The organism is Paraburkholderia sp. EG286A, from assembly GCF_040965375.1.
Lineage (GTDB): Bacteria > Pseudomonadota > Gammaproteobacteria > Burkholderiales > Burkholderiaceae > Paraburkholderia.
This window is the reverse complement of record NZ_JBFRCB010000003.1, coordinates 869,970-888,382: the sequence shown is the minus strand read 5'-3', so window position 1 is coordinate 888,382 and position 18,413 is coordinate 869,970. Positions and strand designations below refer to the sequence as shown.

At 65.1% G+C, this 18,413-nt stretch carries 21 protein-coding genes and 2 tRNA genes; 14 read left to right on the top strand and 9 right to left on the bottom strand.

Going from position 1 to position 18,413, the window contains the following annotated elements:
- Window positions 1-58 precede the first annotated feature (58 nt).
- The 3 genes from AB4Y35_RS16820 to AB4Y35_RS16810 all read left to right on the top strand — a co-directional run bounded on the left by AB4Y35_RS16820 (window position 59) and on the right by AB4Y35_RS16810 (window position 3,000).
- A complete protein-coding gene (locus tag AB4Y35_RS16820) occupies window positions 59-1,390 on the top strand; it encodes a replication-associated recombination protein A (protein ID WP_368705140.1) in 1,332 nt (443 codons plus the stop codon).
- 97 nt (window positions 1,391-1,487) lie between these two features.
- A complete protein-coding gene (gene serS / locus AB4Y35_RS16815; RefSeq protein ID WP_321929999.1) occupies window positions 1,488-2,780 on the top strand; it encodes a serine--tRNA ligase in 1,293 nt (430 codons plus the stop codon).
- A 129-nt stretch (window positions 2,781-2,909) separates the two neighbouring features.
- Window positions 2,910-3,000 (top strand) — tRNA-Ser (locus AB4Y35_RS16810).
- An 89-nt stretch (window positions 3,001-3,089) separates the two neighbouring features.
- Here AB4Y35_RS16810 and AB4Y35_RS16805 read toward each other — a convergent pair.
- The gene (locus AB4Y35_RS16805) at window positions 3,090-3,887 is read right to left on the bottom strand and encodes a glycosyltransferase family 2 protein (protein WP_368705139.1); all 798 of its coding nucleotides are present in this window, start codon (window positions 3,885-3,887) and stop codon (window positions 3,090-3,092) included.
- Window positions 3,888-4,104: 217 nt separating this feature from the next.
- On the opposite strand from AB4Y35_RS16805, the gene map reads away from it, so the two are divergent.
- From map to AB4Y35_RS16765, 8 genes are all read left to right on the top strand, one after another.
- The gene (gene map / locus AB4Y35_RS16800) at window positions 4,105-4,890 is read left to right on the top strand and encodes a type I methionyl aminopeptidase (RefSeq protein WP_368705138.1); all 786 of its coding nucleotides are present in this window, start codon (window positions 4,105-4,107) and stop codon (window positions 4,888-4,890) included.
- Between the two features lie 142 nt (window positions 4,891-5,032).
- Window positions 5,033-5,569 carry a GNAT family N-acetyltransferase gene (locus AB4Y35_RS16795; RefSeq protein ID WP_324160424.1) on the top strand — a complete coding sequence of 179 codons (537 nt, stop codon included), beginning with the start codon at window positions 5,033-5,035 and terminating at the stop codon, window positions 5,567-5,569.
- 230 nt (window positions 5,570-5,799) lie between these two features.
- The gene (gene minC, locus AB4Y35_RS16790) at window positions 5,800-6,678 is read left to right on the top strand and encodes a septum site-determining protein MinC (RefSeq protein ID WP_368705137.1); all 879 of its coding nucleotides are present in this window, start codon (window positions 5,800-5,802) and stop codon (window positions 6,676-6,678) included.
- Between the two features lie 92 nt (window positions 6,679-6,770).
- The gene (gene minD / locus AB4Y35_RS16785) at window positions 6,771-7,586 is read left to right on the top strand and encodes a septum site-determining protein MinD (protein ID WP_042260914.1); all 816 of its coding nucleotides are present in this window, start codon (window positions 6,771-6,773) and stop codon (window positions 7,584-7,586) included.
- 14 nt (window positions 7,587-7,600) lie between these two features.
- Window positions 7,601-7,855, top strand: coding sequence for a cell division topological specificity factor MinE (minE, locus tag AB4Y35_RS16780; protein ID WP_027795398.1), 255 nt, complete (start codon window positions 7,601-7,603; stop codon window positions 7,853-7,855).
- Window positions 7,856-8,085: 230 nt separating this feature from the next.
- A complete protein-coding gene (locus tag AB4Y35_RS16775) occupies window positions 8,086-8,403 on the top strand; it encodes a YXWGXW repeat-containing protein (RefSeq protein WP_368705136.1) in 318 nt (105 codons plus the stop codon).
- 380 nt (window positions 8,404-8,783) lie between these two features.
- Window positions 8,784-9,791, top strand: a complete 1,008-nt coding sequence (gene waaC, locus AB4Y35_RS16770; protein WP_368705135.1) for a lipopolysaccharide heptosyltransferase I — start codon at window positions 8,784-8,786, stop codon at window positions 9,789-9,791.
- Window positions 9,792-10,053: 262 nt separating this feature from the next.
- Window positions 10,054-10,179, top strand: coding sequence for a hypothetical protein (locus AB4Y35_RS16765; RefSeq protein ID WP_256094537.1), 126 nt, complete (start codon window positions 10,054-10,056; stop codon window positions 10,177-10,179).
- 48 nt (window positions 10,180-10,227) lie between these two features.
- Here the strand turns inward: AB4Y35_RS16765 and AB4Y35_RS16760 are convergent, their stop codons facing one another.
- The 8 genes from AB4Y35_RS16760 to rph form a co-directional block, all read right to left on the bottom strand.
- Window positions 10,228-10,407, bottom strand: a complete 180-nt coding sequence (locus tag AB4Y35_RS16760; protein WP_368705134.1) for a hypothetical protein — start codon at window positions 10,405-10,407, stop codon at window positions 10,228-10,230.
- 143 nt (window positions 10,408-10,550) lie between these two features.
- Window positions 10,551-11,867, bottom strand: a complete 1,317-nt coding sequence (locus AB4Y35_RS16755) for an MFS transporter (protein WP_110388028.1) — start codon at window positions 11,865-11,867, stop codon at window positions 10,551-10,553.
- A gap of 389 nt (window positions 11,868-12,256) precedes the next feature.
- Window positions 12,257-12,691, bottom strand: a complete 435-nt coding sequence (locus tag AB4Y35_RS16750) for a TonB family protein (protein WP_256094568.1) — start codon at window positions 12,689-12,691, stop codon at window positions 12,257-12,259.
- A gap of 203 nt (window positions 12,692-12,894) precedes the next feature.
- The gene (locus AB4Y35_RS16745; RefSeq protein ID WP_028205175.1) at window positions 12,895-13,107 is read right to left on the bottom strand and encodes a hypothetical protein; all 213 of its coding nucleotides are present in this window, start codon (window positions 13,105-13,107) and stop codon (window positions 12,895-12,897) included.
- 311 nt (window positions 13,108-13,418) lie between these two features.
- Window positions 13,419-13,508: transfer RNA gene (locus AB4Y35_RS16740), tRNA-Ser, on the bottom strand.
- Window positions 13,509-13,573: 65 nt separating this feature from the next.
- Entirely contained in the window at window positions 13,574-14,743 is a 1,170-nt protein-coding gene (hemW, locus tag AB4Y35_RS16735; protein WP_368705425.1) for a radical SAM family heme chaperone HemW, read from the bottom strand.
- Window positions 14,744-14,787: 44 nt separating this feature from the next.
- Complete coding sequence (rdgB, locus tag AB4Y35_RS16730; RefSeq protein ID WP_368705133.1) at window positions 14,788-15,435, bottom strand: RdgB/HAM1 family non-canonical purine NTP pyrophosphatase; 648 nt, start codon at window positions 15,433-15,435, stop codon at window positions 14,788-14,790.
- A complete protein-coding gene (gene rph, locus AB4Y35_RS16725) occupies window positions 15,428-16,168 on the bottom strand; it encodes a ribonuclease PH (RefSeq protein ID WP_368705132.1) in 741 nt (246 codons plus the stop codon). The genes rdgB and rph overlap by 8 nt, the downstream gene beginning before the upstream one ends.
- A gap of 314 nt (window positions 16,169-16,482) precedes the next feature.
- Here rph and AB4Y35_RS16720 point away from each other — a divergent pair, with 314 nt between their 5' ends.
- From AB4Y35_RS16720 to rpoZ, 3 genes are read left to right on the top strand one after another with little or no spacing between them, the layout of a single operon-like run.
- Window positions 16,483-17,421: a DUF1732 domain-containing protein gene (locus AB4Y35_RS16720; protein WP_324156884.1), complete on the top strand. Its 939-nt coding sequence runs from the start codon at window positions 16,483-16,485 to the stop codon at window positions 17,419-17,421.
- A 14-nt stretch (window positions 17,422-17,435) separates the two neighbouring features.
- Window positions 17,436-18,149: a guanylate kinase gene (gmk, locus tag AB4Y35_RS16715; protein ID WP_324156886.1), complete on the top strand. Its 714-nt coding sequence runs from the start codon at window positions 17,436-17,438 to the stop codon at window positions 18,147-18,149.
- Window positions 18,150-18,189: 40 nt separating this feature from the next.
- On the top strand, window positions 18,190-18,393 hold the full coding sequence (gene rpoZ / locus AB4Y35_RS16710; protein ID WP_006400783.1) for a DNA-directed RNA polymerase subunit omega: 204 nt from the start codon (window positions 18,190-18,192) through the stop codon (window positions 18,391-18,393).
- Window positions 18,394-18,413: the final 20 nt, after the last annotated feature.

The window sequence follows — 18,413 nt, the reverse complement described above, 5'->3', positions numbered from 1 at the left end:
ACCGAATTTGCCACACACGTGCGGCCAGCCGGAAAGCCGTCATTATCGCGAAAACGTCATGTTTGAAGAAACCCGTGCCAACGTCCCGCTCGCCGAACGGCTGCGCCCGCGCTCCATCGACGAGGTCATCGGCCAGAAGCATCTGCTCGGGCCCAACAAGCCGCTGCGCGTCGCGTTCGAGTCCGGCGAAGCGCATTCGATGATCCTCTGGGGGCCGCCGGGCGTGGGCAAGACCACGCTCGCGCGCCTCATGGCCGATGCCTTCCACGCCGAATTCATCGCGCTCTCGGCGGTGCTCTCGGGCGTGAAGGACATCCGCGAGGCCGTGGAGCAGGCGCAGCTGCATCGCGCGCGTGGCCACCAGACGCTCGTGTTCGTCGACGAGGTCCATCGCTTCAACAAGAGCCAGCAAGACGCCTTCCTGCCGCATGTGGAGTCGGGCCTCTTCGTGTTCATCGGCGCGACGACGGAAAACCCGTCGTTCGAGGTGAACAGCGCATTGCTGTCCCGCGCCGCCGTGTACGTGCTGAAGAGCCTCGACGAGGAAGAGCAGGGCGAACTGCTCGCCCGTGCGAGCGAGGAACTGGGCGGCCTGACCTTCACCGACGAAGCGAAAAAGGCGTTGATCGGTTCCGCCGACGGCGACGGGCGCAAGCTCCTGAACAACCTCGAAATCGTTGCACGCGCGGCCGCTCAACAAAAGAAAACCGAGATCGACGGCGAACTGCTCGGCAGCGCGCTGGCGGAAAACCTGCGCCGCTTCGACAAGGGCGGCGACGCGTTCTACGACCAGATCAGCGCGCTGCACAAGTCGGTGCGCGGCAGCAACCCGGACGGCGCGCTCTACTGGTTCTGCCGCATGCTCGACGGCGGCGCGGACCCGCGTTATCTCGCGCGGCGCATCGTGCGCATGGCGTGGGAGGACATTGGCCTCGCCGATCCGCGCGCCGGACGCATCACGCTCGACGCCGCCGAGACCTACGAGCGCCTCGGTTCGCCCGAAGGCGAACTCGCGCTCGCGCAGGCCGTGATCTATCTGGCCGTCGCGCCGAAGTCGAACGCGGGCTACAACGCCTATAACGAGGCGCGGCGCTTCGTGAGCAAGGACCAGTCGCGCGCGGTGCCGATCCATCTGCGCAACGCGCCGACCAAGCTGATGAAGGAGCTGGGCTACGGCCACGAATACCGCTACGCGCACGACGAACCCGACGCCTACGCGGCCGGCGAGACCTATCTGCCCGACGGCATGCGCGAGCCGCGCTGGTATCAGCCCACGCCGCGCGGGCTCGAAGGCAAGATCGGCGAAAAGCTCGCGCGTCTGGCCGACCTCGACGCGCAATGGCGCGAGGAGCACCGCGAGGAACTCCGCGAGAGGAAGCGCAAGGGCTGAATCGCCATGAACAACGGCGATGCCCGCCGCGCCGGGATGGCCCGGCCGGTGCGCTAAAATCGTCCCTTCACACAACGACACTGCGTCTCACAATCCCATGCTCGACATCCAGCTGCTGCGCAAAGACCTCGACGGCGTCGCGAAGCGCCTCGCCGACCGCGGCTACACCCTCGACGTCGCGGCCTTTTCCGCGCTCGAAGCGGAACGCCGCGCCATCCAGACCCGCACCGAAGAGCTCCAGGCGCGCCGCAACAGCCTGTCGAAGCAGATCGGCGCGATGAAAGGCCGCGGCGAGGACACCTCGGCGGTCATGGCCGAAGTGGGCGGCATCGGCGACGAGATGAAGACGTCGGCCGCCAAGCTCGACGAGATCCAGTCGAAGCTCTCGGACCTGCTGCTCGGCGTACCGAACCTGCCGCACGAAAGCGTGCCCGCGGGCAAGGACGAGGCCGACAACGTGGAAGTGCGCCGCTGGGGCACGCCGCGCGCGTTCGACTTCGAGGTGAAGGATCACGTGGACGTCGGCACGCCGCTGGGTCTGGACTTCGAGACGGGCGCGAAGCTCTCGGGCGCGCGCTTCACGATGCTGCGCGGCCAGATCGCGCGCCTGCACCGCGCGCTCGCGCAGTTCATGATCGACACGCACACGCTCCACCACGGCTACACGGAAACGTACACGCCCTACATCGTCAACCCGGAAATCCTGTACGGCACGGGCCAGCTGCCCAAGTTCGCCGACGACATGTTCCGCGTGGAAAAGGGCGGCGGCGAGAACACGGTCACGCAGTACCTCATTTCGACCTCGGAAATCTCGCTCACGAACACGGTGCGCGAGAGCATCGTGGAAGGCAGCGCGCTGCCGATCAAGCTCACGGCGCACTCGCCGTGCTTCCGTTCGGAAGCCGGTTCGTATGGCCGCGACACGCGCGGCATGATCCGTCAGCACCAGTTCGACAAGGTCGAGATGGTGCAGATCGTTGCGCCCGAAACGTCGTACGACGCGCTCGAGCAGATGGTCGTCCACGCGGAAACCATCCTGCAGAAGCTCGGCCTGCCGTATCGCGTCATCACGCTGTGCACGGGCGACATGGGCTTTTCGGCCACCAAGACCTACGACCTCGAAGTCTGGCTGCCCGCGCAGAACACCTATCGTGAAATTTCGAGCTGCTCGAACACGGAAGCGTTCCAGGCGCGCCGCATGCAGGCGCGCTATCGCAACGCGCAGGGCAAGCCGGAACTCGTGCACACGCTCAACGGCTCGGGCCTCGCCGTGGGCCGCACGCTGGTTGCCGTGCTGGAGAACTATCAGGAAGCGGACGGCTCGGTCACCGTGCCGGAGGTGCTGCGGCCGTATATGGGCGGCGTGGCGCGTCTCGAAGCGTCGGCCTGAGCGCGGGAGATTTGCTTGCCCTCGAAACTTTTTGCACAAGAGGGCTTGCAGAACTCAAAAAATGTTCTATAATCTTCGCTTCTCCGGTTGCCGACCAACACCGGGGAGGCAGTAAAAAAGCAGTACACCGGAGAGGTGGCAGAGTGGTCGAATGTACCTGACTCGAAATCAGGCGTACGGTTTCCCCGTACCGTGGGTTCGAATCCCACCCTCTCCGCCAAATTCAGAAAACCCCTGCATGCTTGACCGCTGCAGGGGTTTTTGCTTTTCCGCGCGCGTTTCGGCGTGCTCTAGCGCCGGAGCGCATTTTCACTTGCGCAGGTGGCCGCGCATCTCCAGCGCATGCAGGTAGGTGCCCGAGATCGACGATCCTCCGTGATGCACGATCTTCTCGTCGATGAGCGCCCACACCGACTTGCCCGCCGCGCGCACGCGCCGGCAAAACGATAGATCTTCCGAGAGGTACACGCCTTTCTCGCCAACGGTGTCGAAGAACGCGTGGAACTTGCCGTCCGGCAGGTAGCCCGCGTACTGCGCGGGCGGCCGGTAAAGTGCCGTATGCGGCGCGATCGCCTCCAGCGCGTCGCGCCGCACGAGGAAGATGCCCGTGCCGACGTGGCTCACTTCGGCCCAGCCGTCGGACACGGCACTGCGGCCCGCTTCATCCGCAAGGATCGCCGTGTTGTAGTCCACTGTCTTTTCCTGCCATTCGCGCAGCGTGAGCCCCACGTCGGCGCTCGTGATGCGCTTTTCCCGGTCGAAATAGCGGTACGGGCAGGCCATGCCGGCCACGGGCTTGTCGCCGGCGAGCAGGCGCAGAACCGCTGCGCGCGAGAAGTCCATGTCCGTATCGAGAAAGAGGAGATGGCTGAACTCGCGATGGCTCAAAAAATAATTCGCAAAGAAATTGCGCGCGCGGATGATGTGTGACGAGGCCGTATGGATGTACTCGTAGCGGATGCCGCGTTCCTTGAGCGCTTCCATGAGGCGCGTGAGGGCCATGGCGAAGTCGAAATGCACGGCGTTGTCGTAAGTGGGCAGCGCGATCAGGATGTTGGGTGCCGCGTTCGGCGTGGAGGGGCTGGGGGCGGGATTACTTGGGGTCATGATCGGACTGCCTGCTCGCGATGTAAGATATTTCTCATTCTTGACGGCGGCTTGTGCTCGAACAATCGGAGATCTCTGAAAATTCCGCGTCCGGCGTCATCGGGATGACATGGTTTGCGGGTTGCTGCGCTAGCGACGCCGCAGCGCCGGTACAATCGCTCCTTTGAATTTGCGGCGCAGGGTTCTCTGCCACCGCCGCGCCCACTTCGGTCCATCGATGCCTATCACCTACAAGTCTGCCGACGATCTCGCCCGCCTGCGCATTTCGGGCCGGCTCGCCGCCGACGTGCTCGCGATGATCGGCGAGCACGTGAAGCCGGGCGTCTCCACCGACGACCTCGACGCGATCTGCAACGACTACATCGTCAACACGCTCAAGGCCGTGCCGGCCAATGTCGGCTACCTCGGCTTTCCGAAGACGATCTGCACGTCCGTCAATTCCGTGGTCTGCCACGGCATTCCCGATCGCGGCGAGGTGCTCAAGGACGGCGACATCATCAACATCGACGTGGCCGTGATCAAGGACGGCTATTTCGGGGACACGAGTCGCATGTACTGCGTCGGCACGCCGAGCACGGTCGGCCGCCAGCTGATCGACACGACCTACGAGGCGATGCTCGCGGGCATCCGCCAGGTGAAGCCGGGGGCGACGCTCGGCGATGTCGGCAACGCGATCCAGAAGCGCGCCCAGGCGGACGGCTTTTCGATCGTGCGCGAGTATTGCGGCCACGGCATCGGCAAGGTCTACCACGAGGAACCGCAGGTGCTGCACTACGGCCAGCCGGGGCAGGGCGTGCGCCTGAAGCCGGGCATGGTCTTCACGATCGAGCCGATGGTCAACGCGGGCCGCGCCGGCACGTCGGTGCAGCGCGACGGCTGGACGGTCGTCACGAAGGACCGCTCGCTCTCGGCGCAGTGGGAACACATGGTCGCGGTCACCGACGACGGCTACGAACTCCTCACGCCCTGGCCGGACGGCACAGGCGCCTACGAGGCCCCGTGAGCGTGGCTGTGCGGCCTCTGGGGCCGTCTGTCAAGGCTCGCGCGCAGGGCGTCGCGTGCCGGCAATTGTCAAATAAGGATTTGACTCTCAAGCCAGTTCGGTTAAAGCTACGCGTTAGCGCTTTATTGGGGTTTACGACTGCATGAGTCCGTCACTGACCGTTCGCCGTATCGCCGCCGATCAGGGTGCCGTGCTCCGCGAGCTTCGAACAGCTTCGCTGCGCGACGCGCCTTATGCATTCGGCGACACGCTCGAAGACGCGCTATCCGCCGATGCCGCCGTTTTCGACGCCGCGGCGGCCCGGCATGCGGTTTCGCACACGGGCACGTCGTTCATTCTCTATACCGAGGGCCATCCGGCCGGCCTGATCGGCGCGAGCTTCGAAAGTGCGCCGGCGCGCCGCGCGTTCGTCTCGGCGCTGTGGGTCGCGCCTGCGGTGCGTCATCTGAGCGGCGGCGAACTGCTGCTGAACAGCGCCATCGACTGGCTCGTGAGCGAAGGCGCCACGCAGGTCTACGCCTGGATCACCGACACGAACACCACGGCCATGCGCTTCTACGAGCGCCTCGGCTTCGTCGCCACCGGCGACCACGCGCGCAGCCAGCAGCAGCCCGAGCAGTGGGAAACGCTGCTCATGCGGCCGCTCGGCGAGCAGACGAAGTCCGCTTCCTCGCCGTAACGCCCCGCGTTCGCGCCGCTGCGCGCGCATTTTGCTTCCCTCCGCACGTCACACCGAACCAGATCGTCTGTGCACGCGCGGCGCACTCGCGCTTCGCGCGCTTTTTCGCGCCATTTTTGTTGATGCGTGTTGTTGCGTATCTGGCAGCGAATTTGGCCGAATACACCATTAAAAATAATGGCCGTGTGCGTCCGCGCCTGTAAAATACGCAAAATTTTTAGCCGAACGCCATGTCGCCCAGGAAATCGCCATATTTTGAACTGAAGAGCGGTTCAGTCGATACGCTTCTGTTCGTGGTCAAGACGACCGAGCTCGATGCCATGCGCGCCGAACTCACGCGGCGCTTCGAGGCGACGCCCGAATTCTTCGCCAACGACACCGTCGCGATCGACGTGCGGCGTCTCGCCGACGGCGAGCAGGTCGCACTCGGCGACATCGCGCGTCTGCTCGAAAGCGTGCGCATGCGCCCGGTCGGCGTGGTTGCGCAACCTGAACAGCACGGCTGGGCCGCTGCGGCAGGCCTGCCGTTCCTCGAGGCCCGCGACCGCCGCGGCGCGGGCGCGAAGCAGGCCGCCGAAGAAGGCGCAGGCGAAGGCGAGGCATCGAATGCTTCGGCCGCCGCATCTGCCGCCGCCTCGGCCGCGCCGCAAGCCACCGCTGCACAGCCCGAACTCTTTACCACCGAAACGGACCCGGCCGCCGCCGAAGCGGGCGCGGCGGCAACGGTCAACGCGGCGGCGGCGCTCGACGCCGGCGCATCGGGCGCGCGCGCGGAACCCACGCTCGTGATCGACCGGCCGCTGCGCTCGGGCCAGCGCATTTACGCGAAGGGCGACGTGGTCGTGCTCGGCCTCGTTTCCAACGGTGCGGAAGTGATCGCCGAGGGCAACATCCACATTTACGCGCCGCTGCGCGGTCGCGCGCTCGCGGGCGTGCACGGCAACCACGACGCACGCATTTTCTGCACGAGCCTCGAGGCGGAACTGATTTCGATTGCGGGCATCTACCGTACCACTGAAGTTCCACTCGCCGACGACGTGCGGGGCAAGCCGGCCCAGATCCGGCTCGAGGAAGAAAAGCTGTTGATCGAACCGTTGAGGCTCACCTGAGTCGCAGCTCGAACGTCGTGCGCAGGCGAGCAGGGGCATGAGCGGCACGCGATGAGACCAAACTGAGAAACTGACGAACGCAAGGTAAGGGAATGGCAAAAATCATTGTGGTGACTTCGGGCAAAGGTGGTGTCGGTAAAACGACCACGAGCGCGAGTTTCGCATCGGGCCTCGCGTTGCGCGGCCACAAGACCGCGGTCATCGACTTCGACGTGGGCCTGCGCAATCTCGACCTCATCATGGGTTGCGAGCGCCGCGTCGTGTACGACCTGATCAACGTGATCCAGGGTGAGGCGAACCTCAATCAGGCGCTCATCAAGGACAAGAAGTGCGAAAACCTCTTCATCCTGCCGGCCTCGCAAACGCGCGATAAAGACGCGCTCACGAAAGAAGGCGTGGAGAAGGTGATCGAGGACCTGCGCAAGATGGACTTCGAGTACATCGTGTGCGATTCGCCCGCGGGCATCGAGTCGGGCGCGCTGCTCGCGATGCACTTCGCCGACGAAGCGCTCATCGTGACGAATCCGGAAGTGTCTTCCGTGCGCGACTCGGACCGGATCCTCGGCATGCTGTCGTCGAAGACCAAGCGCGCGATCGAAGGCAAGGACCCGATCAAGGAGCACCTGCTCATCACCCGCTACAACCCGAAGCGCGTGAGCGAAGGCGAGATGCTCTCGCTGAACGACATTCAGGAAATCCTGCGCATCGAACTGATCGGCGTGATTCCCGAATCGGAAGCGGTGCTGCACGCATCGAATCAGGGTCTGCCGGCAGTGCATCTGGACGGCACCGACGTCGCCGAGTCGTACAAGGACGTCGTGTCGCGCTTTCTCGGCGAGGACAAGTCGCTTCGCTTCACCGATTACCAGAAGCCGGGCCTCTTGCAGCGCCTCTTCGGTAGCAAGTAAGGGAGGCGAACGTCATGTCGTTTCTTTCGTTTTTTCTCGGCGAGAAGAAGAAATCCGCCTCGGTAGCGAAGGAACGCCTGCAGCTCATCATTGCTCACGAGCGCGCAGGCGGCCATCCGCCCGCCGACTATCTGCCGGCCCTGCAACGCGAACTGGTCGCGGTGATCTCGAAGTACGTGAAGATCTCCGATGAAGACATTCGCGTGAGCCTCGAACGTCAGGACGACCTCGAAGTGCTCGAAGTCAAGATCGAGATTCCGCAGGCTTGAGTTTCCACGCGCGCAGCCGCTGCGCTGCGCGCGTCGTTCGTCGTATCGCTTCGTTGTTCCTTCGCGCCTTCCTCTCTCGCGCGCCGCGCTTCGGCCCGCTCGCCTGCCTTACCGAAATATTCCGTTTCACTTCACCCCGCGCCGTTACACCGCCGCTGTCAGCGCAACCCCGTGCTCGCGCATTGATCGGGTAACGCCAATCATGGCGTCCACATTCAAGGGTGATCAACATGAACAACTCCATTCGCCTCTTCATCGCCAAGGCCGCGATCGTTGCTGCCGGCACCTGCGCGGTCGCGGCGCCGGCGCTTGCCGAAATCGTCGTGGTCGAGCCGAGTGCGCCGCCGCCTGCCGAACGCGTGGAAGTCGTGCCGGCGCCGCGCGTGGGCTACATGTGGGACAAGGGCCACTGGCGCTGGGACCACGGACAGTACGTGTGGATGAGGGGCCACTGGCAGGCTGAGCGTGTCGGCTATCACTGGGTGCCGGGCCACTGGATCGCCCACGGCCCGAACTGGCGCTGGGTCGAAGGCCACTGGGCTGCCTGATCGTTCAAGCCTGAGGGGAGCCCTATCATGAGTAAAAAACTGCTCGCGGCGGCCGTGCTCGCGCTTATGCTGGCGGGCTGCATCGTCGTGCCGGCGCGGCCCATGTACGTGAGACCCGCGCCGGTCGTCGTGTACTAATCGTCGACCGCTTTTATCGATCCCTCGACGGATCGTCCCGACCGGGCCCGGTGCGCATTGGCGTGTCGGGCCCGGCGCGTTTTGCGGCGTGCATTGTCGATGCCCCGTGCGGCTTCGGTAACAAAGGGACAGATTTCGCTCATCCAGGATCGCCGATTCGCAGGCCGGCGCAAGGTTCGTCCGCTAAAATCCCGGCTAATCCCTTGAAGACTGGAATATCGGGCCCTGTGGTCCGCAGCACAATGAAACGAGTTTTGATTGTCAAAGTGACTTCGCTCGGCGACATCGTCGAGGCGCTTCCGGTCGTGGCCGACGTGCAGCGCGCGTTCCCCGGCGTCAAGGTCGACTGGGCCGCGGACGAGGCCTTTGCCGATATCGTGCGCTGGAACGCCGGCGTCGACCGCGTGCTCTGCGCGCCGCTGCGCCGCTTCAAGAAGGCGCGCCGCTGGAGCGATTTCAAGGCGATCTGGGCGTCGATTTCCGAGTTGCGCGCCTACCGCTACGACGCGATCGTCGACATTCACGGCGTGTACAAGAGCGCGATCATCGCGTTTCTCGCGCGGGGGCGGCGCCGCTTCGGCTATCTCTCGCAGGACCTCGGCGAACGCGGCGCGGCCTTCGCGTACAACGGCCGCTTCGGGCCGCGTCCGAAGTGCGATGCGTGGCACGGCATGCGCATCAGCGCGGGCGAGGCGCTCGGCTACACGGTCGACACGCCGCCCGAATTCCAGATGCGCGTGCCGCGCGACGGCACCGCGCTGCCCGCGCCGGATGCGCCCACGGCGCTGCTCTTTCACGCGACTTCGAAAGACGAGAAGAAGTGGCCGGTCGCGCATTGGGGCGAACTGGGCAATGCGCTGATCGCCCGTGGCCTGCGCATCGAACTGCCGTGGGGTTCCGATAACGAGCTCGCCACGGCGCGCGAGATCGCGGCGCTCATCCCGGGCGCGACGGTGCTGCCGCGCCTCACGGTTTCCCAGGTCGCACAGCGCATCGAGGATTGCGCGCTCGTGGTCGGCACCGACACGGGCTTCGTGCATCTCTCGCACGCGCTCCTCAAGCCGACCGTGATGGTCTTCGTTTCGACCGACGCCGAACACAGCGGCGTGCGTGCGCCCAATCGCTCGATCTCGATCGGCGACGGCCATCACGTGCCGCCCGTGCAGGTGGCGATCGATGCGGTCGATCGCATCTACCCGGCGCGCGACGGCGGCGCGTCTACGCAGTCGTCGCGCGTTCACGCCGCTTGAGTTTTCGCGGGGCGGCACGCGCGTTGCGCCGTGCTTTCCCCGCCGTTTCCCATTACGAGCTTGTTAAAAGTGTCGTGCTTGTATTGCAGGCGCGCGCCTCGCAGCGCATGCGAAAGGCTTTGCGCGCCGATGCTGTTACACGGGCCACACCGCTGCTTACAAATTGCAACGCCTCATGCCTTCGCCGTCGTGTTCAATCGTAACCGTCCAGCCCGATATCGCGTGGCCGGACACAGACACTGACTTGAAGGGAGAGACCACTGTGAAACGATTGACGCTTACCCTCATCGCCGGCGCATTGCTCGCGGCTTCGCTGGGCGGCTGCGTCGTGGTGCCGGCCGGCGGCTACTACGGCGGCGGCTACCATCACGGCTACTATTACCGCTGATCGCCGCCGGACGGTGCCGCACCAGCGGTACCCGCGGCACGGCGGCCTTCAGGCAAGCAGCATTTCAATCGCGACGACCGCGGCAATTGCCGCGGCGTTCGCCGCCAGCGCTTCGAGCAGGACCGCACGCCAGGTCGCGGTGCGCAGTCGAAACGCCAGCAGGAGCGAGATGCCCAGGGCGAGGGCGATGATCAGAACAATGTCGGCGTTGCTCAGATGCAGGTTCATCGTCGGCTCCCCCAGGAGATCGCTCCCCGCTTGTTGATTCGAGTATAGACACGCATCGCGCGTACCCAAAGCGATCAAAAAGGGCATAAAAAAAGCGGAGACCGCCAGGCGGCCTCCGCTTTTTTTATTGATGCGGCGATGCGTTACGAGAGCGACGTATGGCGCGTCTCGCGCATGCACAGGACGCCGAACAGGCTCACGCAGGCGGCGATCGACACATACGCGCCGACCCACGAGAGTCCGCCGCGCGCGGCCAGCACCTGCGCGATATACGGCGCAACCGATGCGCCGAGAATGCCGCCCAGGTTGTACGCCACGCCCGCGCCCGTGTAGCGCACGCTGGTCGGAAACAGCTCGGGCAACAGCGCGCCCATCGGCGCGAACGTGGCGCCCATCAGGAACAGCTGGATCACGAGGAAGAGCAGCACGAGCGGCGTCGCACCGCTGCCGAGCAGCGGCTCCATCGTGAAGCCCGAGAGAATCGCCAGAATGCAGCCGACGATCAGCACGGGCTTGCGGCCGAAGCGGTCGGACAGCCAGGCCGAGATCGGCGTGGCGATGCCCATGAACACCACCGCGATGCACAGCATGCCGAGGAAGGTCGGGCGCGGAATGTGCAGCGCCGTCACGCCGTGCGAGAGCGAGAACACCGTGGCGTTGTAGAAGAGCGTGTAGCACACGACCATGGCGAGCGCGCCGAGCAGCGTCGGCCACCAGTACTGCGAGAGCAGCGTCGCGACCGGCACCTTGACGCGTTCCTCGCGCTCGACGGCGGCCTTGAAGGCGGGCGTTTCGGCGATCTTCAGGCGCACGTACAGACCGAGCGCGACGAGCACCGCCGAGACGATGAACGGCACGCGCCAGCCCCAGTCGCGGAACTGCTGGTCGGAGAGCGTCGAGGCGAGGCCGAAGAACAGGCCATTCGAGGCGAGGAAGCCCACCGACGGCCCGAGCTGCGGGAACATACCGAACCAGCCGCGCTTGCCTTGCGGCGCGTATTCCGTCGCGAGGAGGGCGGCGCCGCCCCATTCGCCGCCCAGGCCGATGCCCTGGCCGAAGCGCAGGATGCACAGCAGGATCGGCGCGAGGCTGCCAATCGCGTCATAGCCGGGCAGGAAGCCGATCAGCGTGGTGGACAGGCCCATGACGAGCAGCGACGCCACCAGCGTCGATTTACGGCCGATACGGTCGCCGAAGTGGCCGAAGATGAACGAGCCGATCGGCCGCGCGACGAACGCGATGCCGAAGGTGACGAACGCCGAGAGCGCCTGCGCCGTGGCCGAACCGTGCGGGAAGAACACGGGGCCGATCACGAGCGCGGCGGCCGTTGCGTACACATAGAAGTCGTAGAACTCGATTGCGGTGCCGATAAAGCTCGCAAAGATCACACGCGCGGTGCTTTGCTGCTTCGCTGCGTCTGCCTGATCGGCGCGCGCGGGCGAAATGGGTGAGGTGGACATCCAGGGGTCTCCAGTCGTTGTGACGCGCTCGCGCCTGAGTCTTGCGGGGCTAGCGCGGGCGTCTTTGTTCAGGCTCGCAGCGTGACGGGGCGCGTAGCTGGCGCTCGACGCCGCGGCAGCGTCCGTCAGGCGGCGACGCTTCGCCAGTATGCATCGCACGGCGCGAGCCGTGCGCGTTGATTCCTGACCGGCCAAAGCGCGCGCCGATAGGCGCAACAGGGCGAAAGCGCGGTCGAAGCCTCGCGCGGCCGCGCGGATGGCGCGTGGCAAGAGGCATGGCCGGCGGGCGCCGGCTGGGGATAGCGAAAAATTATAACGACCGTGCGCGCCGTGCAGCAAGGCGGGCGTAAGCAAGCTCGCGCATCAGGCATCGGCGCGAAGCGCGTGGGTCACTGGTAGTTCTGCGCCTGCGGCGAGGCGAGCGTGCGCAACTGGAACTTGCCGTTGTCGTTGAAGAGCCAGTCCTCGAACATCTCGAGCTGGCCCGCGGAATTGAGCAGGCCGCCCGGCGGCGGCGGCAGCGGCGCGGCGCGGCGCAACGTTGCGAGGGCGGTGGCTTCGGCTTCGTCGTCGCCGTTGGTCCGGTAAACCGACGACTTCACGATCTGGCCATTGCGATTGACCGTGAACGACACGACCACGAGGGAGCGCAGCATGGCCTGGGGCGCGCCGTGCAGAACGTAGGACGGGTTGTGCTCGACGATGTGTTTTGCGACCGTGGTGCGGTAGTCGTCGAGTGTGGCGCTGTTGATCGCCGCGGGGGGGATGACGAGAAGCGGCCTGGGCGGCGGCGTGATCGTGCAGGCGCCGAGGCACCCGAGCATCGCGAGCAGCAAAACCAGACCGAGGCGCCGTGCGAGGGAGGCGCTGTGTGCGGACGAACCGCAAGACCACTGGACGCGGATGAGCATGTCGAACAAGCTCGGAAGCGGAACCTGAATCGAGCTTAGACGATACGCAGCGGGAAGCAATCAGAACTGTCCCGCGTAGTCACGGGACGTGCGAAACGGCGGGTGTTCGAGGCTGCTTATTCGACCGGGAACTGCGCGCAGGGATCGGCCGCGGTCGTTGCGCAGGCGTACGAGTATTCGCCGCTCTTCAGGAACAGCTCCTTGCCGACCTGGAAGTTGTCACGCAGGTTGGGCGAGCTTTCCCACGCGATGTAGCTGGAGCACATCACGGCGAACAGGACGACGAGCGAAAACGCGAATTTTTCGAGCAGTTGGTATTGGTGCGGCATGGCGATCTTTCCCATCTCAATGGGTAGGATTTTACCTCATGGTTAGGGTTTTCACCTAGTGAATTGAGCGCAATTGGCTGAACCGGTTTTTGGGTTTGACCCTTTAATTGCGATTGGCGTGTCGATGCGCTCGGCACGAGCATGATTCGCCAGCGCAAAATAACTCGCAGTCCTGATTATTCATGGTGCGATGTCGACCACGCATTTTCGCGTAGCGCAGGGGCGGGTATCTCGTTGATCAGTGGCGCTTCGGCCTGGCGGCCGGCATCTTGACGACACGCTGGCGCTGAGACGCGCCAGGTTTCACGAATTGGCGGAGGCGGTGAGATTCGAACTCACGGAAGGGTTACCCCTTCGCCGGTTTTCAAGACCGGTGCATTCAACCACTCTGCCACACCTCCGGAGCCGCGCATTGTAACCCGAAACCCACACGCGGCGGCAGTCGCCCAGTCGATCTGCGTCGACCTCAGTGCGGGTCTTTCAGGAACATCGCCTGCAAGTCGTTGAGGAAGCGCTGCCCCAACTCGGTCGGCGCGATCTTTTCATAATCGCGCGTGATGAGCCCGCGCCGCTCGGCTTCCTGCAGCGCCGGTTCGATCGTCGTGATCGGCAGTCCCGTGCGCTCGATGAAACGATGCACCGGAAATCCTTCCACGAGCCGCAGCGCGTTGAGCATGAACTCGAACGGCAAATCGCGCGCGCTGACTTCGTGCTCTTCCTGGACCGGCGTGCCGGCGCGCGCCTGCTCGATGAAGGTCGCGGGATGCTTGTAGCGCGCCTGGCGCACGATCCGGTTCGGAAACGAGAGTTTCGTATGCGCGCCCGCGCCGATCCCGAGATAGTCGCCGAAGCGCCAGTAGTTGAGGTTGTGCCGGCATTGGCGATCCGGCTGTGCGTAAGCCGAGACCTCATAGCGTCCGTATCCCGCGCCCGATGTGCGCTCGTGAATCCAGTCCTGCATGTCGGCGGATTGGTCGTCGTCGGGCAGGGCCGGCGGGAACTTGGCGAACAGCGTGTTCGGTTCGAGCGTCAGGTGATACAGCGACAGATGCGGCGGCTTGAACGAGAGCGCCGTCTCGATGTCGGCCTCGCATTCGGCGAGCGTCTGCTGCGGCAGTGCGAACATCAGGTCGAGGTTGAAGTTGTCGAAGGTCTTCGCCGCGACTTCGACCGCATGGCGCGCCTGCGCCGCGTCGTGAATGCGTCCGAGCGCCTTCAGATGCGCCTCGTTGAAGCTCTGGATGCCCACCGAAAGCCGGTTCACGCCGCTCGCGCGAAACTGCGCGAACTTCGCGGCTTCGAAGGTGCCTGGATTCGCTTCGAGCGTGATTTCGGCGTCGGCGTCGAGCGGCAGCAGGGCGCGCACGTCCGAAAGCAGTCGATCGAGACCCGCTGCGGAAAGCAGGCTGGGCGTCCCGCCGCCGATGAACACCGTATGCACCTGGCGGCCCCACACGAGCGGCAGCGCCTGCTCGAGATCGGCGCGCAGCGCGTCGAGGTAATCGTCTTCGGGGAAGCGTTCGCCCTTCCATTCATGCGAGTTGAAATCGCAATACGGGCACTTGCGCACGCACCACGGAAAATGCACGTAGAGCGCGAGCGGTGGCAGCGAAGTGAGGCGAATGCTGCCGGGCATCGTGAACGACTGGACCACCTCGATGCCAATTCGATGCTGCTGGCTCACGCTTCCTCCTGGAGTCGCGCGAGCATTTGGCGCAAGGCGATGGCGCGATGGCTCGACGCGTTCTTGAGCGCCGGATCGAGCTCGGCAGCCGTGGCCTCGAGTTCCGGAACGTAGAAGTAAGGGTCGTAGCCGAAGCCGTTGTCGCCGCGCGGCGCGTCGAGCACCACGCCGTGCCAGCGGCCTTCGGCGATGAGCGGCTCGGGGTCGTCGGCATGGCGCACGAGCGCGAGCACGCAGTAGTAGTAGCCGCGGCGATCCGCGTGATCCTTCAGGTTCGCGACGAGCAGCGCGTTGTTTGCCGCGTCGCTCTTCTCGCCGCCCGCGAGCTGCGCGTAACGCGCCGAATACACGCCCGGCGCGCCGCGTAGCGCGCGCACGCAGAGGCCCGAGTCGTCGGCGAGCGCGGGCAGGCCCGTGAGCTTCGCCGCGTGGCGCGCCTTGGCGAGCGCGTTCTCCACGAAGGTCGGATGCGGCTCCTCGGCCTCGGGCACGTTGAGTGTGCCTTGCGGCACGAGTTCGATGCCGGCCGCGCCGAGCAGCGCCGCGAACTCGCGCAGCTTGCCCGCGTTGTTCGAGGCGAGCACGACGCGCGAGAGCGCGCGAGCCGCGCTTTTAGCCGTTGAATCCGGCTGTAAATCAGCCATGCGAGATCTCCAGCGCGGCCTTCTGCTTCTCGATCAGCGAGCGGATGCCGCTTTGCGCCAGATCGAGCAGCGCATTCAGTTCTTCACGCGAAAACGGCGCGCCTTCCGCCGTGCCCTGGACTTCGACCATGCCGCCCGAGCCCGTCATGACGATGTTCATGTCGGTGTCGCACTGCGAGTCTTCGTCGTAGTCGAGGTCGAGCACGGGCACGCCTTCGTACACGCCGACCGAAATCGCGGCGACGTAGTCGGAGATCGGCGAGCGCTCGATGCGGCCCGTGGCCAGCAGCTTCGAGACGGCGTCGTGGGCCGCGACGAACGCGCCCGTGATGCTCGCCGTGCGCGTGCCGCCATCGGCTTGCAGCACGTCGCAATCGAGGTTGATGGTGCGCGCACCCAGCGCTTCGAGGTCGAACACGGCGCGCATCGCGCGGCCGATCAGGCGCTGGATTTCCTGCGTGCGGCCCGTTTGCTTGCCGCGCGCGGCTTCGCGGTCGCTGCGCGTGTGCGTGGCGCGCGGCAGCATGCCGTATTCGGCGGTGAGCCAGCCCTGGCCCTTGTCGCGCAGGAACGGCGGCACGCTTTCGGACACGCTCGCGGTGCACAGCACCTTGGTGTCGCCGAACTCGACGAGGACCGATCCTTCGGCGTACTTCGTGTAGTTGCGGGTGATGCGGACTTCGCGAAGCTGGTCGGCGGCGCGGCCGGAGGGGCGCTGGATGGATTGGGTCATCGTGAAGGTGCGCGAGGGCACGAGAGGGAAGGGGAAACCATGATTTTACCGCCTCCGCGCGCCTCGCGACGGGCGCGGCCCGAAGGCGGCGGAAGGGCGGCAGGAGGGCGGCAGAAGGGCAGAAAGGCGGGCGCTCCGGCCAGAAGCGGCGCGCAGCCCGCGCTTGCGAAGGCGCGCCCTCAAAAATGGGATAATGCAGTTTCTCCGCCCCGCGCTTTTCGTCCATTCGCGACAACACGCCGGGCGCCTCGATTTCCTCGCCGTGACCCGCGCGCGCAGCGCACGACGCCACGGCTTTCTTCGCGAGACGAACCATGATTTACAGCATGACCGGCTATGCCAGCGCCACGCGCGAGCTTGCTGCGGCTTCGGGCACGGGCGGCGCGAGTGTCTCCGTCGAATTGCGCACGGTGAATTCGCGCTTTCTCGACCTGAACTTCCGCATGCCCGAAGACGTGCGCGTGTGCGAGCCTACGCTGCGCGAAATGCTGATGACGAAGCTCTCGCGCGGCAAGGTCGACATCCGCATCAACATCCAGAAGAGCGAGCAGGGCGCCAACGCGGGTGCGCTCAACCGCGACGCGCTCGATCAGCTCGCCGGGCTCGAACGCGCTGTGCTCGAAGCGTTTCCCGACTCGGGCCGTCTGCGCACGGGCGAGATCCTGCGCTGGCCCGGCGTGCTGGCGGAAAGCGGCGTGGCGCCCGAGGTGCTGCGCGACGCGGTGCTCGGCTGCGGCAAGCAGGCCATCGCCGACCTGATCGAAGTGCGCGCTCGCGAGGGCGCGCAGCTCGCCAACATGCTGCTCGCGAACGTGACCGAAATGGAAGCGATCGTCGCGCGCATCACGCCGCTCGTGCCGGAACTGATCGCGAAGCACCAGCAGAAGATCGTCGAGCGTCTGCAGGAAGCGCTCGGCATCGCCGCGCCGGACAGCAACGGCAATGGCGGCAGCATCGGCAACATCTCGCGCGAAGAAATCGCCGAGCGCATTCGCCAGGAAGTGACGATGTATGGCATTCGCATCGACATCGCCGAAGAGCTCTCGCGCCTCACGGCGCACCTGAACGAAACGCGTCACGTGATCGAGAAGGGCGGCCGCGTCGGCAAGCGTCTCGACTTCATGATGCAGGAGCTCAACCGCGAAGCGAACACGCTTGGCTCGAAGGCGGCGGCGAAGGAACTCGCGGACGCCTCGATGACGCTCAAGCTGCTCATCGAGCAGATGCGCGAGCAGGTCCAGAATCTCGAATGAAGGAAGCAACCAACATGACCGACCAAAGCAGCGCCCCCAAAGCGGACGCGAAGCACGACAAGAAGCGCAATCCGTACGCGGGCATGTACCCCGGCAACCTCTTCATGGTGGTGGCGCCTTCGGGTGCGGGCAAGTCGACGCTCGTGAACGCGCTGCTCGCTGAAGACAGCGCGATCCGCCTGTCGGTGTCGTACACGACGCGCGAGCCGCGTTCGAAGGAGCGCGACGGCGAGCACTATCACTTCACGACCGTCGACGACTTCCTCACGCGCCACGCCGCGGGCGAGTTTCTCGAGAGCGCGGAAGTGCATGGCAACTACTACGCCACGTCGCGCGTGTGGATCGAAGACCAGATGAAAATCGGCCATGACGTCCTGCTCGAAATCGACTGGCAAGGCGCGCAGCAAGTGAAGAAGCAGTTCCGCAATGCGGTGGAAATCTTCATCCTGCCGCCGTCGCTCGAAGCGCTCGCCGACCGCCTGAAAAAGCGCGGCGAAGACGAGCCGAACGTCATCACGCGACGCCTGCTTGCAGCGGGCAGCGAGATCGCGCATGCGAGCGAATCGGAGTATGTCGTGATCAACGAGAACTTCGATCGCGCGTTGCAGGAGCTGCGTAACATCGTGAGCGCCACGCGCCTGCGCTTCGCTTCGCAATACGCGCGGCATACCGAGCTCTTCGTGCAGCTCGGTATCCACCACCCGCAGCCCGGCGCGTCGGGCACATAAGGTAGAATAAGAACCTGCTGAGAATGAGAAGGAACCCGACATGGCCCGCATCACCGTCGAAGATTGTCTGAAACAGATTCCGAACCGCTTCGAACTGGCGCTCGCCGCGACGTATCGCGCCCGCCAGCTCGCACAAGGTCACACGCCCAAGATCGAAAGCCGCGACAAGCCAACCGTTGTCGCGCTGCGCGAGATCGCGGCTGGCCAGGTCGGCCTCGAAATGCTGAAGAAGGTGCCCGTCTAAGGGCGCGTTCGGAGGCATTG

Coding starts and splice junctions, on each gene's coding strand:
- AB4Y35_RS16820 (WP_368705140.1), top strand. CDS start 59: ATGTTTGAAGAAACCCGTGCCAACGTCCCGCTCGCCGAACGGCTGCGC.
- serS (WP_321929999.1), top strand. CDS start 1,488: ATGCTCGACATCCAGCTGCTGCGCAAAGACCTCGACGGCGTCGCGAAG.
- AB4Y35_RS16805 (WP_368705139.1), bottom strand. CDS start 3,887: ATGACCCCAAGTAATCCCGCCCCCAGCCCCTCCACGCCGAACGCGGCA.
- map (WP_368705138.1), top strand. CDS start 4,105: ATGCCTATCACCTACAAGTCTGCCGACGATCTCGCCCGCCTGCGCATT.
- AB4Y35_RS16795 (WP_324160424.1), top strand. CDS start 5,033: ATGAGTCCGTCACTGACCGTTCGCCGTATCGCCGCCGATCAGGGTGCC.
- minC (WP_368705137.1), top strand. CDS start 5,800: ATGTCGCCCAGGAAATCGCCATATTTTGAACTGAAGAGCGGTTCAGTC.
- minD (WP_042260914.1), top strand. CDS start 6,771: ATGGCAAAAATCATTGTGGTGACTTCGGGCAAAGGTGGTGTCGGTAAA.
- minE (WP_027795398.1), top strand. CDS start 7,601: ATGTCGTTTCTTTCGTTTTTTCTCGGCGAGAAGAAGAAATCCGCCTCG.
- AB4Y35_RS16775 (WP_368705136.1), top strand. CDS start 8,086: ATGAACAACTCCATTCGCCTCTTCATCGCCAAGGCCGCGATCGTTGCT.
- waaC (WP_368705135.1), top strand. CDS start 8,784: ATGAAACGAGTTTTGATTGTCAAAGTGACTTCGCTCGGCGACATCGTC.
- AB4Y35_RS16760 (WP_368705134.1), bottom strand. CDS start 10,407: ATGAACCTGCATCTGAGCAACGCCGACATTGTTCTGATCATCGCCCTC.
- AB4Y35_RS16755 (WP_110388028.1), bottom strand. CDS start 11,867: ATGTCCACCTCACCCATTTCGCCCGCGCGCGCCGATCAGGCAGACGCA.
- AB4Y35_RS16750 (WP_256094568.1), bottom strand. CDS start 12,691: ATGCTCGGGTGCCTCGGCGCCTGCACGATCACGCCGCCGCCCAGGCCG.
- AB4Y35_RS16745 (WP_028205175.1), bottom strand. CDS start 13,107: ATGCCGCACCAATACCAACTGCTCGAAAAATTCGCGTTTTCGCTCGTC.
- hemW (WP_368705425.1), bottom strand. CDS start 14,743: ATGCCCGGCAGCATTCGCCTCACTTCGCTGCCACCGCTCGCGCTCTAC.
- rdgB (WP_368705133.1), bottom strand. CDS start 15,435: ATGGCTGATTTACAGCCGGATTCAACGGCTAAAAGCGCGGCTCGCGCG.
- rph (WP_368705132.1), bottom strand. CDS start 16,168: ATGACCCAATCCATCCAGCGCCCCTCCGGCCGCGCCGCCGACCAGCTT.
- AB4Y35_RS16720 (WP_324156884.1), top strand. CDS start 16,483: ATGATTTACAGCATGACCGGCTATGCCAGCGCCACGCGCGAGCTTGCT.
- gmk (WP_324156886.1), top strand. CDS start 17,436: ATGACCGACCAAAGCAGCGCCCCCAAAGCGGACGCGAAGCACGACAAG.
- rpoZ (WP_006400783.1), top strand. CDS start 18,190: ATGGCCCGCATCACCGTCGAAGATTGTCTGAAACAGATTCCGAACCGC.